The organism is Streptomyces sp. CA-210063, assembly GCF_024612015.1.
Lineage (GTDB): Bacteria > Actinomycetota > Actinomycetes > Streptomycetales > Streptomycetaceae > Streptomyces.
Genome location: NZ_CP102512.1, coordinates 2,983,782 through 2,999,796, shown reverse-complemented (window position 1 = coordinate 2,999,796; position 16,015 = coordinate 2,983,782). Strand labels below are relative to the sequence as shown.

Annotated in this window: 10 protein-coding genes and 1 pseudogene; 7 read left to right on the top strand and 4 right to left on the bottom strand. The window is 71.4% G+C overall.

Annotated elements, in window-relative coordinates:
• Positions 1-80: 80 nt before the first annotated feature.
• From JIX56_RS12780 to JIX56_RS12755, 6 genes are all read left to right on the top strand, one after another.
• Positions 81-3,173 (top strand): putative bifunctional diguanylate cyclase/phosphodiesterase, encoded by a 3,093-nt coding sequence (locus JIX56_RS12780; RefSeq protein WP_257540278.1) that lies wholly within the window; start codon positions 81-83, stop codon positions 3,171-3,173.
• A gap of 247 nt (positions 3,174-3,420) precedes the next feature.
• Positions 3,421-5,268, top strand: coding sequence for an acetolactate synthase large subunit (locus JIX56_RS12775; protein WP_257540276.1), 1,848 nt, complete (start codon positions 3,421-3,423; stop codon positions 5,266-5,268).
• A 20-nt stretch (positions 5,269-5,288) separates the two neighbouring features.
• Positions 5,289-5,816: an acetolactate synthase small subunit gene (gene ilvN, locus JIX56_RS12770; protein WP_257540274.1), complete on the top strand. Its 528-nt coding sequence runs from the start codon at positions 5,289-5,291 to the stop codon at positions 5,814-5,816.
• A 118-nt stretch (positions 5,817-5,934) separates the two neighbouring features.
• Positions 5,935-6,936: a ketol-acid reductoisomerase gene (gene ilvC, locus JIX56_RS12765; protein ID WP_257540273.1), complete on the top strand. Its 1,002-nt coding sequence runs from the start codon at positions 5,935-5,937 to the stop codon at positions 6,934-6,936.
• A 294-nt stretch (positions 6,937-7,230) separates the two neighbouring features.
• Positions 7,231-8,820, top strand: coding sequence for a phosphoglycerate dehydrogenase (gene serA, locus JIX56_RS12760; protein WP_257540271.1), 1,590 nt, complete (start codon positions 7,231-7,233; stop codon positions 8,818-8,820).
• A 322-nt stretch (positions 8,821-9,142) separates the two neighbouring features.
• The gene (locus JIX56_RS12755) at positions 9,143-12,076 is read left to right on the top strand and encodes a helix-turn-helix transcriptional regulator (RefSeq protein ID WP_257540269.1); all 2,934 of its coding nucleotides are present in this window, start codon (positions 9,143-9,145) and stop codon (positions 12,074-12,076) included.
• Here JIX56_RS12755 and JIX56_RS12750 read toward each other — a convergent pair.
• Complete coding sequence (locus JIX56_RS12750; protein ID WP_257540267.1) at positions 12,054-13,637, bottom strand: MFS transporter; 1,584 nt, start codon at positions 13,635-13,637, stop codon at positions 12,054-12,056. The genes JIX56_RS12755 and JIX56_RS12750 overlap by 23 nt on opposite strands.
• Before the next feature lie 98 nt (positions 13,638-13,735).
• Here JIX56_RS12750 and JIX56_RS12745 point away from each other — a divergent pair, with 98 nt between their 5' ends.
• Positions 13,736-14,344 (top strand): TetR/AcrR family transcriptional regulator, encoded by a 609-nt coding sequence (locus tag JIX56_RS12745; protein ID WP_257540265.1) that lies wholly within the window; start codon positions 13,736-13,738, stop codon positions 14,342-14,344.
• A gap of 33 nt (positions 14,345-14,377) precedes the next feature.
• Here JIX56_RS12745 and JIX56_RS12740 read toward each other — a convergent pair whose 3' ends face one another.
• The 3 genes and pseudogenes from JIX56_RS12740 to JIX56_RS12730 form a co-directional block, all read right to left on the bottom strand.
• Complete coding sequence (locus tag JIX56_RS12740; RefSeq protein ID WP_257540264.1) at positions 14,378-14,614, bottom strand: hypothetical protein; 237 nt, start codon at positions 14,612-14,614, stop codon at positions 14,378-14,380.
• Positions 14,614-15,285, bottom strand: a pseudogene (locus tag JIX56_RS12735) (serine/threonine-protein kinase); the annotation flags it as partial. The gene JIX56_RS12740 and the pseudogene JIX56_RS12735, both read right to left, overlap by 1 nt.
• A gap of 37 nt (positions 15,286-15,322) precedes the next feature.
• A complete protein-coding gene (locus JIX56_RS12730; protein ID WP_257540262.1) occupies positions 15,323-16,006 on the bottom strand; it encodes an ATP-binding cassette domain-containing protein in 684 nt (227 codons plus the stop codon).
• Positions 16,007-16,015: the final 9 nt, after the last annotated feature.

Below are 16,015 nucleotides of genomic sequence, written 5' to 3'. Positions count from 1 at the left end.
CACAGCAGCCACAGAAAGCACACCCACCCCACGCACCGGGACCAGCGGGACACGGGAGCGGCGTTCACCGGGGAGACCCGGTGAGCCCCCGCCAGTCCTCCTCCACGCTGAGCCCCATGCTCCGGTCGGCCGAGCCACTGCCCGGGCCGCTGCCCCACGGCGGGCCCTCACCCGAGCGCGGTGGCGCGACCCTGCGGGCCCAGCTCGTCCTCGCCCTGCTCTGCGCGGCCTACGCCGTCGGTGCCGCGTTCAGCTGGGGCAATGAGCAAGTCGCCCTCGTCATGGGTGACTTCGGGCTCAGCGCCGCCGCCGGCGCGGCCGCCGTCTCCTGCTTCCGCTACGCGCGCAGCCGCCGCAGCCGCTTTCGGCCCGCCTGGCTGCTGTTCGCCCTGTCGTCCGCCATGGCGGCGCTGGGCAACGGCGTCTGGGGGTGGTACGAGGTCGTCCTGGAGCGGCCCGTGCCCGAGCCGAGCTACGCGGACCTGTTCTTCCTCTGCTTCGCGCCCCCCGCCATCGTCGGCCTGCTGGTGCTCGCCAAGAGGCCCGTGACCAAGGCCGGCTGGGTCTGCCTGGCGCTGGACTCCTGGCTCATCGGCGGCTCCCTGGTCACCCTCTCCTGGAGCCTCGCGCTCGCGCAGAACGCCCAGCTCGAAGACTCCAACACCGCGCACACCGCGCTCTCGCTGGCCTATCCGCTGCTCGACATCGCCCTGGTCAGCATGGTGCTCGCGCTGCACTTCCGGCGCTCCTCGATGCACCGCTCCGCGGTCAACACCGCGATCGGCGCCCTCGCGCTCACGGTGATGTGCGACGCCCTGTTCACCTCGCCCCTGCTGCACGCCAGCTACCGCTCGGGCCAGCTCCTCGACGCCGGCTGGTTCGCGGGCTCCCTGCTCCTCGCCTACGCCCCCTGGGCAGGCCAGCGGCACGGACAGACGGACGAGGGCGGGCACGCGCGCGTGGTGCACGAACACATCCCGGGCCAGCGCCACGACGCGCAGTCGGGACACCGCCACGACGTCCATCCGGGCCACCGGCACGACGGTCCACAGGGAGGACATGTGCACGTGCTCCTCCAGGGCGGAGGTCACAGTCGGTATCCGGCCAACCGCCCCATCGCCGGATCCCTGGCCGCGCTCACTCCGTATCTGGCCGCCGCCGTCTGCACCCTGGGCATCCTCTACAACGTCCTCAACGGCAGCAGCGTCGACCGCGTGGTGCTCATCACCGCCTGCACCGTCGTGCTCGCCCTCGTCGTGCGCCAGGGCATCATGCTCCTCGACAACATCACCCTCACCCAGGAACTGGCCCAGAAGGAGAACCACTTCCGCTCCCTGGTGCAGGGCTCGAGCGACGTCATCATGATCGCCGCCCCGAACGGCATCCTCCGCTACGTCAGCCCGGCCGCCGCCGGGGTCTACGGACGTCCCGCGGAGGATCTCGTCGGCAAGGAGCTGGCCTCGATCATCCACCCCGAGGACCTCGGCTGCGTCGTCCACGAGGTGCGCCGCTTCCTCGCCGCCGACCCCGCCGAGGAGCCCACCACCCGCATCGAGTGCCGCTTCAAGGCCGGCGGTGGGGGCACCTCCCGCTCGAGCGAAGCCGGGAGTGGGGGAGGCTGGCTGAACGTGGAGTCCACGGTCAACCGTCACCACGGCGGCCTCATCTTCAACAGCCGGGACGTGACCGAAAGAGTGCGCCTGCAGGCCCAGCTGCAGCACAACGCCGAGCACGACCCGCTCACCGACCTGCCCAACCGCGCCCTGTTCACCAAGCGCGTCCAGCAGGCGCTCTCCGGCCGCCGCTCCTCCGACCGCGGCATCGCCCTGCGCAACACGGCGGTCCTCTTCATCGACCTCGACGGCTTCAAGGCCGTCAACGACACCATCGGGCACCAGGCCGGGGACGAGCTGCTCGTCCAGGCCGCCCGCAGGCTCCAGGACGCCGTCCGGCAGGGGGACACCGCCTCCCGCCTCGGCGGCGACGAGTTCGCGGCCCTCATCGTCGGGGACGGCTCCCGCGACCGCGCCGCCCGCGAGCAGCACATCTTCGAGCTCGCCGACCGGCTCAGGATCACCCTCTCGCAGCCGTACACCATCGACGGCAACGATGTCCGGGTGGCCGCCTCCATCGGGGTCTCCTTCGCCGAGCCCGGTCTCGGCGCGGGCGAGCTGCTGCGCAACGCCGACCTCGCCATGTACCGGGCCAAGGCGTCCGGCAAGGGCCGCGTCGAGCTGTACAAGCCACAGATGCAGCAGGACGTCGTACGCAAGGCCGAGCTGGCCACCCGGCTGCGGGCCGCGCTGCACGACGGCGAGTTCATGCTGCTGAACCAGCCCGTGGTGGAGCTGGAGACCGGCCGGATCTCATCGGTCGCGACGGCTGCCCGATGGCGCTCGTCCCAGGGGGTGCTGTTCACACCTGCCGAGTTCCTGCGGGTCTCCGAGGACAGCGACAAGACCGCCGAACTGGGCCGCTGGATGCTGGAGCAGGCCGTCGAGCAGGCTGCCGACCGGCTCACCAACGGCATGAACGTACCGGTGTCCGTGCGGATGAGCGCCCGGCGCCTGCTGGACCGCTCGCTGCCCCCCAACTCCGTGGAGACGCTCCTGACCCGCCACGGACTTCCCTCCGGCTCGCTGATCGTCGAGCTGTCCGACACCCAGTTGAAGGGTCCTATGGACGACCTGGAGCGCCGGCTGAACCACCTGAGGCGCCTCGGTGTCCAGATCGCCCTGGACGGCTTCGGCAGCGGCCACGCGGCCATCACGGCGCTGCGCCGGCTTCCCGTCGACGTCCTGAAACTGGACCGGGGCCTGGTCGAGGGGGTCGTGGAATCCTCGCGGCTGAACAAGATCACCAGCGGGCTGCTGCGCATCGCCAACGACCTGGGGCTCCAGTCCGTGGCCGACGGGGTGGACCTGCCCGAGCAGGTCGTCGCCCTGCGCGCGATGGGCTGCACCCATGGTCAGGGCGCCGCCTTCTCCGGACCGCTGGACGAGTACCGGCTGCGCCGGGCCCTGTCCTTCGGGCACTACCCGGTGCCCAGCGGGCCCGCGGAACCCGCGTTCGCGGGCGGTGGGGCAGGGGTGTACACAAGTGGTGTGCCCGCTGTCTACGGAGGCGGAAGTGCCCTTCGCTCACATAATGAGACTCCCGTCCCACCCGCTTGACATGCGGTGCGCGCCGGGGGGAGGGTCTGTGCCATGCGCACCCGAATCCTCGTACTTGGACAGCGCGTCGGCTGAAGCTGGGACCCACCGGAACGACGATCCGGAATCCCCAGCGACCGTATCCGGCGCGCTCCCCTCGCTTGCCTCATGGCACGAGGGGTTTTTTGTTGCACGGGCACCAGTCGAACGCCAGCCGAACACCGCACGAACCTCGCAAAACACCCTCAGCATCGAGAAGAGAATGCCGATGACCGAGCAGGCCACCGGGGCCCACCATCCGCAGCCGCGGCCCCGATCCGGAGGACAGTCCACCCCCGTCGAGCACGTCACGGGTGCGCAGTCCCTCATCCGCTCTCTTGAGGAGGTCGGGGCCGACACGGTATTCGGCATCCCCGGCGGCACCATCCTGCCGGCGTACGACCCGATGATGGACTCCAAGCGGGTGCGTCATGTGCTGGTCCGCCACGAGCAGGGCGCCGGCCACGCGGCCACCGGTTACGCGCAGGCCACCGGCAAGGTCGGGGTGTGCATGGCGACGTCCGGGCCGGGCGCCACCAACCTGGTCACCCCGATCGCGGACGCGCACATGGACTCCGTGCCGCTGGTCGCGATCACCGGGCAGGTCGTGTCCAAGGCCATCGGTACGGACGCCTTCCAGGAGGCGGACATCGTCGGCATCACCATGCCGATCACCAAGCACAGCTTCCTGGTCACCAAGGCGGAGGACATCCCCCGGGCGATCGCGCAGGCGTTCCACATCGCCTCCACCGGCCGCCCGGGACCGGTCCTGGTCGACATCCCCAAGGACATCCTGCAGGCGAAGACCACCTTCAGCTGGCCGCCGACGATGGACCTGCCCGGCTACCGGCCCGTCACCAAGCCGCACGCCAAGCAGATCCGCGAGGCCGCCAAGCTGATCACCGCCGCCAAGCGGCCCGTCCTCTACGTCGGTGGCGGCGTCCTGAAGGCCCACGCCACGGCTGAGCTGAAGGTGCTCGCCGAGCTGACCGGCGCGCCCGTCACCACCACCCTGATGGCGCTCGGCGCGTTCCCCGACAGCCACCCGCAGCACCTGGGCATGCCCGGCATGCACGGCTCCGTGGCCGCCGTCACCGGACTGCAGAAGGCCGACCTGATCGTCGCCCTCGGCGCCCGCTTCGACGACCGCGTCACCGGCAAGCTGGACAGCTTCGCCCCGCACGCCAAGATCGTCCACGCGGACATCGACCCGGCGGAGATCGGCAAGAACCGCGCCGCCGACGTGCCGATCGTCGGTGACGCCCGCGAGGTCATCGCCGACCTGATCCAGGCCGTCCAGAAGGAGCACAGCGAGGGCGGACAGGGGGACTACACCGCCTGGTGGAAGGACCTCAACCGCTGGCGCGAGACCTACCCGCTCGGCTACGACCAGCCGGCCGACGGCTCGCTCTCCCCGCAGCAGGTCATCGAGCGCATCGGACAACTCGCCCCCGAGGGCACGATCTTCACGGCGGGCGTCGGCCAGCACCAGATGTGGGCCGCCCACTTCATCCAGTACGAGAAGCCCGCCACCTGGCTGAACTCCGGCGGCGCCGGAACGATGGGCTACGCGGTCCCGGCCGCCATGGGCGCCAAGGCCGGAGCTCCGGCGCAGACCGTCTGGGCGATCGACGGCGACGGCTGCTTCCAGATGACCAACCAGGAGCTCACCACCTGCGCCCTGAACAACATCCCGATCAAGGTCGCCATCATCAACAACGGCGCCCTCGGGATGGTCCGCCAGTGGCAGACCCTGTTCTACAACCAGCGCTACTCCAACACCGTCCTGCACAGCGGCCCGGACGACGTCAATCCGAACGCCCGCGGCACCCGCGTCCCCGACTTCGTGAAGCTGTCGGAGGCCATGGGCTGCCACGCGATCCGCTGCGAGTCCCCGGACGACCTCGACAAGGTCATCGAGGAGGCGAACTCGATCAACGACCGCCCGGTCGTCGTCGACTTCGTCGTCCACGAGGACGCGATGGTGTGGCCGATGGTCGCCGCCGGCACCTCGAACGACACGATCATGGCCGCCCGGGACGTCCGCCCCGACTTCGGCGACAACGAAGACGACTGAGCGAGAGAGACCCTTCAGACATGTCCAAGCACACGCTCTCCGTCCTGGTGGAGAACACCCCGGGCATCCTGGCCCGGATCGCCGCCCTGTTCTCCCGTCGCGGCTTCAACATCGACTCCCTCGCGGTCGGTGTCACCGAGCACCCCGAGATCTCCCGCATCACCATCGTGGTGAACGTGATCGAGGAACTGCCGCTGGAGCAGGTGACGAAGCAGCTCAACAAGCTCGTCAACGTCCTGAAGATCGTCGAGCTGGAGCCGGGCTCCGCTGTTCAGCGGGAACTCGTTCTGGTGAAGGTGCGCGCCGACAACGAGACGCGCTCCCAGATCGTCGAGATCGTCCAGCTGTTCCGCGCCAAGACGGTCGACGTCTCCCCGGAGGCCGTCACCATCGAGGCCACCGGCTCCAGCGACAAACTGTCCGCGATGCTCAAGATGCTGGAGCCGTTCGGCATCAAGGAGCTGGTCCAGTCCGGCACGATCGCGATCGGCCGCGGTGCCCGTTCGATCACGGACCGCTCGCTGCGCGCCCTGGACCGGTCGGCCTGACACTCGAAACGGGCGGCCGTCGACAGTCGGCCGCCCGTATGCCGAGACCCGAGGACTTTCATTCCCCCCGCCGTCATACGGTGGGACGCAACACCTGCACTCAAGGAGAGAACCCAAAGTGGCCGAGCTGTTCTACGACGCTGACGCCGACCTGTCCATCATCCAGGGCCGCAAGGTCGCGGTCATCGGCTACGGCAGCCAGGGCCACGCCCACGCGCTGTCCCTGCGCGACTCGGGTGTCGACGTCCGCGTGGGTCTGCACGAGGGCTCCAAGTCCAAGGCGAAGGCCGAGGAGCAGGGCCTGCGCGTGGTGACCCCGGCGGAGGCCGCCGCCGAGGCCGACGTCATCATGATCCTCGTCCCGGACCCGATCCAGGCCCAGGTCTACGAGGAGCACATCAAGGACAACCTGAAGGACGGCGACGCGCTGTTCTTCGGCCACGGCCTGAACATCCGCTTCGGCTTCATCAAGCCCCCGGCCGGCGTCGACGTCTGCATGGTCGCCCCCAAGGGCCCGGGCCACCTGGTCCGCCGCCAGTACGAGGAGGGCCGCGGCGTTCCGTGTATCGCCGCCGTCGAGCAGGACGCCACGGGCAACGCCTTCGCGCTGGCCCTGTCGTACGCCAAGGGCATCGGCGGTACCCGCGCCGGCGTCATCAAGACGACCTTCACCGAGGAGACCGAGACCGACCTGTTCGGTGAGCAGGCCGTTCTCTGCGGTGGTACGGCCGCGCTGGTCAAGGCCGGTTTCGAGACGCTGACCGAGGCGGGCTACCAGCCGGAGATCGCGTACTTCGAGTGCCTGCACGAGCTGAAGCTCATCGTCGACCTCATGTACGAGGGCGGCCTGGAGAAGATGCGCTGGTCGATCTCCGAGACCGCCGAGTGGGGCGACTACGTCACCGGCCCGCGGATCATCACGGACGCCACCAAGGCCGAGATGAAGAAGGTCCTCGCCGAGATCCAGGACGGCACCTTCGCCCAGGCGTGGATGGACGAGTACCACGGCGGTCTGAAGAAGTACAACGAGTACAAGACCCAGGACTCCGAGCACCTGCTGGAGACCACGGGCAAGGAGCTGCGCAAGCTGATGTCGTGGGTCAACGACGAAGAGGCGTGATCGCTGCGCTGTGCTGAGCCGGATTCCGCGGCGGTTCCCCTCTTGCGGGGGCGCCGTCGCGGGGCTCTGCCCCGGACCCCGCCCCTCAAGTGCCGGAGGGGCTTTTTCGGGGCACGGTTCCCGTCCGGGTGATCCTTCCGCAGTCGCGTGAGACGACCGTCTCGTCGCCACTACACTGCTGGACTACATACGCGTCAGGCCCACAGCGTCGTGCGTCTTCCACGCGGCCACCACCCTCCACCGCCTGCGGCCGTCGGGACGGCCGTCCGCAGCATTGGACTTGTGAGGACTCACGTGAGCTCGAAACCAGTCGTACTCATCGCTGAAGAGCTGTCGCCCGCCACCGTCGACGCGCTAGGACCGGACTTCGAGATCCGGCACGTCAACGGAGCGGACCGAGCCGAACTGCTCCCGGCCATCGCCGACGTCGACGCGATCCTGATCCGCTCGGCCACCAAGGTCGACGCCGAGGCGATCGCCGCCGCGAAGAAGCTGAAGGTCGTCGCGCGAGCCGGCGTCGGCCTGGACAACGTGGACGTCTCCGCCGCCACCAAGGCCGGCGTGATGGTCGTCAACGCCCCCACCTCGAACATCGTGACCGCCGCCGAGCTGGCCTGCGGTCTGCTCCTCGCCTCCGCCCGCCACATCCCGCAGGCGAACACGGCGCTGAAGAACGGCGAGTGGAAGCGCAGCAAGTACACGGGCGTGGAGCTGGCCGAGAAGACCCTCGGTGTCGTCGGCCTCGGCCGCATCGGTGCCCTGGTGGCCCAGCGCATGTCCGCCTTCGGCATGAAGGTCGTCGCCTACGACCCCTATGTGCAGCCCGCGCGGGCCGCGCAGATGGGCGTCAAGGTCCTGTCGCTGGACGAGCTGCTCGAGGTCTCCGACTTCATCACCGTCCACCTGCCGAAGACCCCCGAGACGGTCGGCCTGATCGGCGCCGAGGCGCTGCACAAGGTCAAGCCGTCGGTGCGCATCGTCAACGCCGCGCGCGGTGGGATCGTCGACGAGGCCGCGCTGTACTCGGCGCTCAAGGAGGGCCGGGTCGCGGGCGCGGGCCTCGACGTGTACGCCAAGGAGCCCTGCACCGACTCGCCGCTGTTCGAGCTGGACGAGGTCGTCTGTACCCCGCACCTGGGCGCCTCGACCGACGAGGCCCAGGAGAAGGCGGGTATCGCGGTGGCGCGGTCCGTGCGCCTCGCCCTCGCGGGTGAACTGGTCCCGGACGCGGTGAACGTCCAGGGCGGTGTCATCGCCGAGGACGTCAAGCCGGGCCTGCCGCTCGCCGAGCGCCTCGGCCGTATCTTCACCGCGCTGGCCGGTGAGGTCGCGGTCCGTCTCGACGTCGAGGTGTACGGCGAGATCACCCAGCACGATGTGAAGGTGCTGGAACTGTCCGCGCTCAAGGGTGTCTTCGAGGATGTCGTCGACGAGACGGTCTCCTACGTCAACGCTCCGCTGTTCGCTCAGGAGCGCGGTGTCGAGGTCCGTCTGACGACCAGCTCGGAGTCGCCGGACCACCGCAACGTCGTCACCGTGCGCGGCACGCTCGGCAGTGGCGAGGAAGTATCGGTCTCCGGCACGCTCGCCGGTCCGAAGCACCACCAGAAGATCGTCGCGGTCGGTGAATACGACGTCGACCTCGCCCTCGCCGACCACATGGTCGTCTTCAGCTACGTCGACCGTCCCGGGGTCGTCGGCACCGTCGGCCGTATCTTCGGCGAGGCCGGCATCAACATCGCCGGTATGCAGGTCGCCCGCTCCACGGCCGGTGGCGAGGCCCTCGCGGTTCTCACCGTCGACGACACGGTTCCCCCGCTGGTCCTCGCGGAGGTCGCGGAGGAGATCGGCGCGACGTCGGCGCGGTCGGTGAACCTGGTCTGAGGTTCGTTCTTCAAGGAGGCGGGGCCTGGTCACCTGGGGTGGCCGGGTCCCGCCTTTTTCGCCCCCGCCGCCCCTACCCGTCCCATCCCCAGGGGCGCTGCCCCTTCGACCCCGAGGGGTTCGTTGTCGGGTGCGGGTGGGTGGGGGCTTGTCGCGCAGTTCCCCGCGCCCCTGAAGGGGCGCGGGGAACTGCGCGAGCAACCACGACGGACCCGCGGTTGGGGGGCGAAGGGGCGCAGCCCCTGGGGATGGGAACGGGTAGGGGCGGCGGGGGCGAGGAAAGGCGGCGGTGCGGGGTGGTGGTGCGTGCCAGGATGACGGGGTGCCGCAGAACATATTTCACGCGCCGTTCGTCGGGCGGGACGCCGAGCTGGCCCGGTTGACGGATGTGCTGGACCGGGCCGGGGCGGGTGAGCCCCGGGCGGTGCTGGTCGCGGGGGACGCGGGGGTGGGGAAGAGCCGGACGCTGGCGGAGGCGGCGGCGTACGCGGTGGGCAAGGGAACGACCGTGCTCACCGGGCACTGTGTGGACCTGGGTGATGTCGGTCTGCCGTACCTCCCGTTCACGGAGATCCTCGGCGCCCTCGCCGCGGACGAACGATTCGCGCCGCTCCTCCGGACGCACCCGGCGACCGGCCGCCTCCTCGGTGGCGGCGCGTACGGCGGTGACCGGCTGCAGCTCTTCGAGGGCATTGCCGCGCTGCTGGCGGACCTCGCCGAGACGACCCCCGTCCTGCTCGTGCTGGAGGACCTGCACTGGGCCGACCAGTCCTCCCGCGACCTCCTCCGCTTCCTGCTCAGCCGGGGCGTGCTCCAGCGCCCCACCCCCGGCACCCCCGCCCACCGCCTCGCCGTCTTCGCCTCGTACCGCGCGGACGACCTGCACCGCCGCCACCCGCTGCGCCCCCTCCTCGCCGAGCTGGTGCGGCTGCCCGCCGTGGAGCGGCTGGAGCTGCGGCCGATGCCGGACGCGGAGGTCACTCGGCTGGTGCGTTCGCTGCGGGCCGAGCCGCCGGACGACGCCACGGTCGGCCGGATCGTGGAGCGGGCGGAGGGCAACGCGTTCTACGCGGAGGAGCTGCTGGCCGCGACGGCGGACGAGCCGGGGACGGTGCTGCCGAGCGGTCTGGCCGACGTCCTGCTGATCCGTATCGAGCAACTGCCCGGCGCCGCCCAGCAGGTGCTGCGCACGGCGGCGGTGGCGGGCCGCAAGGTGGAGCACGACCTGCTGCGGGACGCCGTACAACTCCCGGACGAGGAGCTGGAGTCGGCGCTGCGGGAGGTGGTGGGGCGGCAGTTGCTGCTGCCGGGTGCGGGGGCGACGTACGAGTTCCGGCACGCTCTCACCCGGGAGGCGGTCTACGCGGATCTGCTGCCGGGCGAACGGGTGCGGCTGCACGGGATGTTCGCCAAGCTGCTGGCCCGCCGGGGGCGCGCGGGGGAGAGCGCCGAGCGGGCCCACCACTCGCGTGAGAGCCATGACCTCGCCGACGCGCTGACCGCGTCCGTCGAGGCCGCCGACCACGCGCACCGGATCGGGGCGCCCGCCGAGGAGCTGCGGCATCTGGAGGGTGCCCTCGATCTGTGGTCGTCCGTGGACGCCGGTGCCCGGCCCCGGGACCTCGACACGGTCACCCTCACCCTGCGCGCCTCGGCCGCCGCCGCGCGCGCCGGGGAGAACCACCGCGCGGTCTCGCTCACCCGCTCGGCGCTGGCCGGAGCCGGTCCGGACGCGGACTCGGAGCTGGCCGCCCGGGTGCGCTACACCCTCGCCGGGGACCTGATACGCGTGGACCACATGGAGGCCGCGTTCCGGTACAGCAGCGAGGCGCTGGCGATGATCCCCGCCGAACCGCCGTCCCGGACCTGGGTGTGGGCGGCGGCCACGCATGTCATGGCGGCGCGGTACTTGGGGAAGGTCGGGGAGGCCGGTCGGGTCGCGAGTGATGCGCTGCGTGTCGCGGGGCGGCTCGAACTGGTCGATGCCCAGGCCGACTTGATCATTTCCGTGGTCGGTCTCGACGCCCGGAACAACCGGCGCTCCGAGGAGGGCCGTGCACGCCTGCGCCACGCCCGCGAGCTGGCCCGCGGGGCGGGCAACGTCCCCGTCGAGATGCGCGCCCTGTTCAATCTCGCGGTCGGCTGCTTCGAATCCGGTGACCTCGACGCCTGCCTCGACTGGCTCTCCGAGGGCCTCGACCGCGCGGGCCGCGCCGGTCTTCTCTCCTCCCCGTACCCGGTGGAGATGCGCTACCTCCACTCCCTCTGCCTCTACACCCTGGGCCGCTGGGACGAGTGCGTCCGCTCGGCCGCCGAAGCGGACCGGCTGCCCGCCGCGGGCGGCTACGCGATCGGGCCCGCCCTGTGCGTCGCCTTCGCGCGCGGCGACGAGAGCGCCGTGGACCGGGCCCGCGCGCTGCTCGACGGGCCGTTCGACTGGATGGCCGCGCAGGTCGCGGGCATCGTCCTCACCGAGGCGGCCGTGGGGCGGCGCGATCCGCAGGCCGCGGTCGGGCAGTTCCGCACGACCGTCGCCGCGCTCTCCGACGCCTCGGGCTCCCGGCCCGACGTCACCGTACGGCTCGCCGCCCTCGCGCTCTCCGCGCTCGCGGACGCGGCGGTGGAGCGGCGGTCGGTGGGGGACGAGGCGGGCGCTCGCGGCTGGGCCGCCCTCGGGGGTGAGCTGGTGGAACTGGCGCGGGCCACCGCCGCTCTGGGGGAGGAGGGGATCGAGCAGGGGCCGGAGGGGCTTGCCTGGCTGGCCCGGGCCGAGGCGGAGTGGGTGCGGGTGTGCACCGGGCCCGATGCGGGGGCGTGGCGGAGAGCGGTGGACGCGTTCGCGTTCGGCGACCCGTACGAGCGGGCCCGGTGTCGACTGCGGCTCGCCGAGGCGTTGTTGGGGGAGGGGGCGCGGGAGGAGGCCACGGCTCAGGCCCGGCTGGCGGGCGAGACCGCCGACCGGCTGGGCGCCGTCGTGCTGCGTGCGGCCCTGGACGCGCTCGTCCGGCGGGGGCGGTTGGCGGAGGCTTCGGAGGGCGAGGGCATCCCCGCCCTCACCGCGCGGGAGAGCGATGTGCTGCGGCTGCTCGCGCTCGGGCGCACCAATCGGCAGATCGGTGAGGAACTGTTCATCACCGGGAAGACGGCCAGCGTGCATGTGTCGAACATCCTGGCCAAGCTGGGCGCGGCGAGCCGTACGGAGGCGGTGGCCATCGCGTACCGGGAGGGACTGATCACGGCCGGCCCGCCGCGCTGACTTCCTGCGCCTCCGCCGGGGCGCAGCACTCCCCGTCGCGATCCCGAGCCCCTGCGCCCCGCAGCGTCAGCACCGCCGGCACCGCCGCTCCGAGCAGGACCACGGCCCCCGCGACCGCCGCGCCCTGCATTCCGCTGGTGAAGGCGGCCCGGGCGGCGGTCGCCAGCGCCTCGCCCGCGGCGCCGGGGAGTTGGTCGGCGACGGCCAGGGCGCCGCCGAGCGTCTCGCGGGCCGGAGCGGGCGCGGAGGCCGGGATCTCGTGGTGGTAGACGGCGGTGCCGATGGAGCCGAGGAGGGCCATGCCGAGGGCGCCGCCGAACTCCTGGCTGGTTTCGAGGAGGGAGGAGGCGGAGCCGGCACGTTCGACGGGCGCGGTGCCGAGGGCGAGGTCGGTCATCTGGGACAGGACGGTGACGATGCCGGCGGCGAGGACACCGCAGCCGGCGAGGACGAGCCAGAGGGAGTCCGGACCGGCGCCGGCCAGCAGCGCGTAACCGGCCGCGGCGGTCACGAAGCCCGCGGACACCACGTACGCCCGGTTCACACCCCGCTGCACGAGCTGCGTCGTGACCGGCGCGGCGACGCCGATGAGTACGGAGGGGAGCAGCCCCCACAGCGCGGCCTCCAGTGCGCTCTTGCCGAGGACGGACTGGAGGTACTGGGTGGTGAAGTAGGCCGAGCCCATCATCCCGAAGGCCGCGACGAGGTTGAGGACGAGGGCCGGGGTGAAGCCGGGGCCGCGGAACAGCGCGGGGGAGAGCATCGGTGAGGCCGCGGTGCGCTGCCGGTGGACGAAGAGAGCCGCGAAGAGCAGACCGACCGTCACCGACATCACGTAGCGCACGCTCCAGCCCTCCGACGGGATCTCCTTGAGGCCGTAGACGACGGGCAGGACGGCGGCCATCGACAGCGGGATGCTCAGCAGGTCGAAGCGGCCGGGTGCCGGGTCCCTCGACTCGGGGAGCAGGACCGGGCCGAGGACCAGGAGCAGCGCCATCGCGGGGAGGTTCACCAGGAAGACCGAGCCCCACCAGAAGAACTCCACCAGCACACCGCTCAGCACGGAGCCGAGCGCGATGCCCGCCGTCATGACCCCCGACCAGATGCCGATCGCCGTCGCCCGCTGGCCCGGGTCCGTGAACATCGTGCGGACCAGCGCCATCGTCGACGGCATGAGCGTCGCGCCGCCGATGCCGAGCACCGCACGCGCCGCGATCAGCGTCTCGGCACTGTTCGCGTACGCGGCCACCAGTGACGCCGCGCCGAACGCCGCCGCGCCGATCAGCAGCAGCCGGCGGCGGCCGACGCGGTCACCGAGCGAGCCCATCGTCATCAGCAGCCCGGCCAGCACGAACGCGTAGATGTCGAAGATCCACAGCTGCTGCGTGCCGCTCGGCTCCAGATCCGCGCTGATCGCGGGCACCGCGAAGTACAGCACCGACACGTCCATCGAGACCAGCAGCAGCGGAAGCATCAGGACGCACAGGGCGGTCCATTCACGGCGACCGGCCCGTCCCCGAGGGGCGTCGGGGGCGGACGGGTTCTTGGGTTTCGACGTCATGACGGCGACTGTACGGGCGTCTTATACGCTCGTCTAGTACGAGCGTATAAAACATGCGTCTAGGACGGTCGTATGGCGGCGAAGCTACGCTGACCGGCATGGGACACCGTGAGGATCTGCTCGAAGGCGCCAAGCGCTGCCTGCTGGAGAAGGGGTTCGCGCGGACGACGGCGCGCGACATCGTCAAGGAGTCGGGGACGAACCTGGCGTCGATCGGCTACCACTACGGCTCGAAAGGCGCGTTGCTGGCGCAGGCGTACGTGGCCCTGGTCGGAGACCTGTCCCAGGCCTTCGACGCGGAGGAGCCGGTGACGGGCGGGGCCGAGCCCGGGTCGGTCGAACGGTTCGAGGAGGTGTGGGGCAACGTCATCGACACCATGCGCGAGCCCGGTTCGATGTGGCGGCTCAGCATGGAGATCATCGTCATGGGCGACCAACTGCCCGAAGTCCGGGACCACTTGGCGCTGGCGCAGCGCGAGGCCGGGCGGGGCCTGATCTCGATGTTCATGGGCGGCCGGGGCGAGGACGTCACGGAACAGGACGTCGACACCCTCGGCAAGTTCTTCGTGACCCTGATGACCGGGCTGATCGCCCAGTGGACCTTCGACCCGCCGAGCGCCCCCGAGGCCGACCAACTCGCCGAGGGGCTTCGCCGGGTGATGGCGGCCGCGGCGAAGGCCGGGGGTGCGGGGGGCTACGGGGTCTAGGCCCGGACAACCGCCTCGGACGAGGCGAACCCCCTAGCCCGCCGGCCAGACCGTCATGTCCGCGGTGACGAAGCCGGCCTCGCTGTCCCCGAGCGCCGTCGACTTCACCTGGACCACCAGCAGGGCGATGTCTCCGGAGGGGTGCTTGACGCAGAACTCGCTGCCGGCCGCCGCCCCGGCAAGGGTGAAACTGCGGTTCTCGGCGCCGGTGAGGGCGATACGGCATGTTGCGAGGGTGGCGCCCGGATCGGCGTACATCATCGTGATCACGAGGGGCCGTCCCCGTAGAGCGGCTCGCCCAGTGCCGCGAACGCCGCCGTCTGGCCCAGCGCGAAGACATCGGTCGCCGGCGTGACGTCACCCCCGGTCGCCTGCTCGGGAGCCATGAACTGCGGTGTGCCGACCGCCGTGCCGGTGGCGGTGTTCGAGGTGATGCCGGAGGCCAGCGAGATACCGAAGTCGATCACGCGGGGCCCGTCGGCGGCCAGCAGCACGTTCGACGGCTTCAGGTCGCGGTGCACGATGCCCTCGTCGTGGATGGCCTGCAGGGCCTCGGCCACCCCCGCCATCAGCCACAGCACCGTCGGCACCGGCAGCGGCCCGCGGCGGCCGACGGCCTCCGCGAGGGAGGGGCCGGGTAAGTACAGCGTGGCCAGCCAGGGCGGTACGCCGTCCGCGTCGGCGTCGATCACCTCGGCGGTGTACGCGCCCCGGACCCGCCGGGCCGCCTTGATCTCCCGGCCGAAGCGCCGCCGGAAGGCCTGGTCGTCGGCCAGCTCCGGGCGCACCACCTTGATCGCCACCGGCCGGCCGCCCTGCGTGTGCGACAGATGGACCCGGCCCATGCCACCCGCGCCGAGCCGGGCCGCGAGGCGGTAGCCGGCCACCTGGGCCGGATCGTCCGCCTGCAACGGCTGGAACACCTCAGTCGCGTTGTTCAACGGTTCACGTCCCCCTGATCCCCCGGCCCCCGGCCCCCTAGGCCGGGACGAGCTTCCCCGCCCGCATCTCGATCGAACGGTCCGCGAAGTGGCGTACGACCGCACGGTCGTGGCAGATGAAGAGGTACCCCAGCTCCAGCTCGTCCTGGAGGTCGGCGAGCAGGTTGAGGACTCCGGCCCGGATCGACGGGTCGAGGGCGGACACCGGCTCGTCGAGGACCAGCAGGCGGGGCTCGGACGCCAACGCCCGGGCGATCCCGGCACGTTGGCACTGTCCGCCGGACAGCTCGTGCGGGAAGCGGTCGCCGTAGGCCGGGTCCAGGCCGACCCGGTCGAGGAGTTCGGCGACCCGGGCGGGACCGGTGGCGTCCCAGCGGCCCTGGACGCGCAGAGGCTCCGCCACCGCGTCCCGGATGCGGTGGCGGGGACTGAGCGAGCCGTACGGGTCCTGGAAGACGGGCTGCATACGGGGGCGGAGCGGGCGCAGCTCACTCTCGGTGAGGGCGGTCAACTCCCGCCCCTCGAAACGGACTTCGCCCGACTCCGGGCGCCGCAGCTGGAGCACGGCGGCGACCGTGGAGGACTTGCCGCAGCCGGACGGGCCGTTCAGGGCCAGGGTCTCGCCCGCGTCCACCGTGAAGGACACCCGGTCGACCGCGGTGACCGTGCCGTAGCGGACGACCAGGTCGCGTACGCCGAGCAGAGGGTCGCTCTGGTTCATGCGGGCTCC

What these genes read in the sequence shown, in the direction of transcription:
- JIX56_RS12775 (WP_257540276.1), top strand. Translation starts at nt 3,421, where the DNA reads ATGACCGAGCAGGCCACCGGGGCCCACCATCCGCAGCCGCGGCCCCGA.
- JIX56_RS12750 (WP_257540267.1), bottom strand. Translation starts at nt 13,637, where the DNA reads ATGACGTCGAAACCCAAGAACCCGTCCGCCCCCGACGCCCCTCGGGGA.
- JIX56_RS12730 (WP_257540262.1), bottom strand. Translation starts at nt 16,006, where the DNA reads ATGAACCAGAGCGACCCTCTGCTCGGCGTACGCGACCTGGTCGTCCGC.
- JIX56_RS12745 (WP_257540265.1), top strand. Translation starts at nt 13,736, where the DNA reads ATGGGACACCGTGAGGATCTGCTCGAAGGCGCCAAGCGCTGCCTGCTG.
- ilvN (WP_257540274.1), top strand. Translation starts at nt 5,289, where the DNA reads ATGTCCAAGCACACGCTCTCCGTCCTGGTGGAGAACACCCCGGGCATC.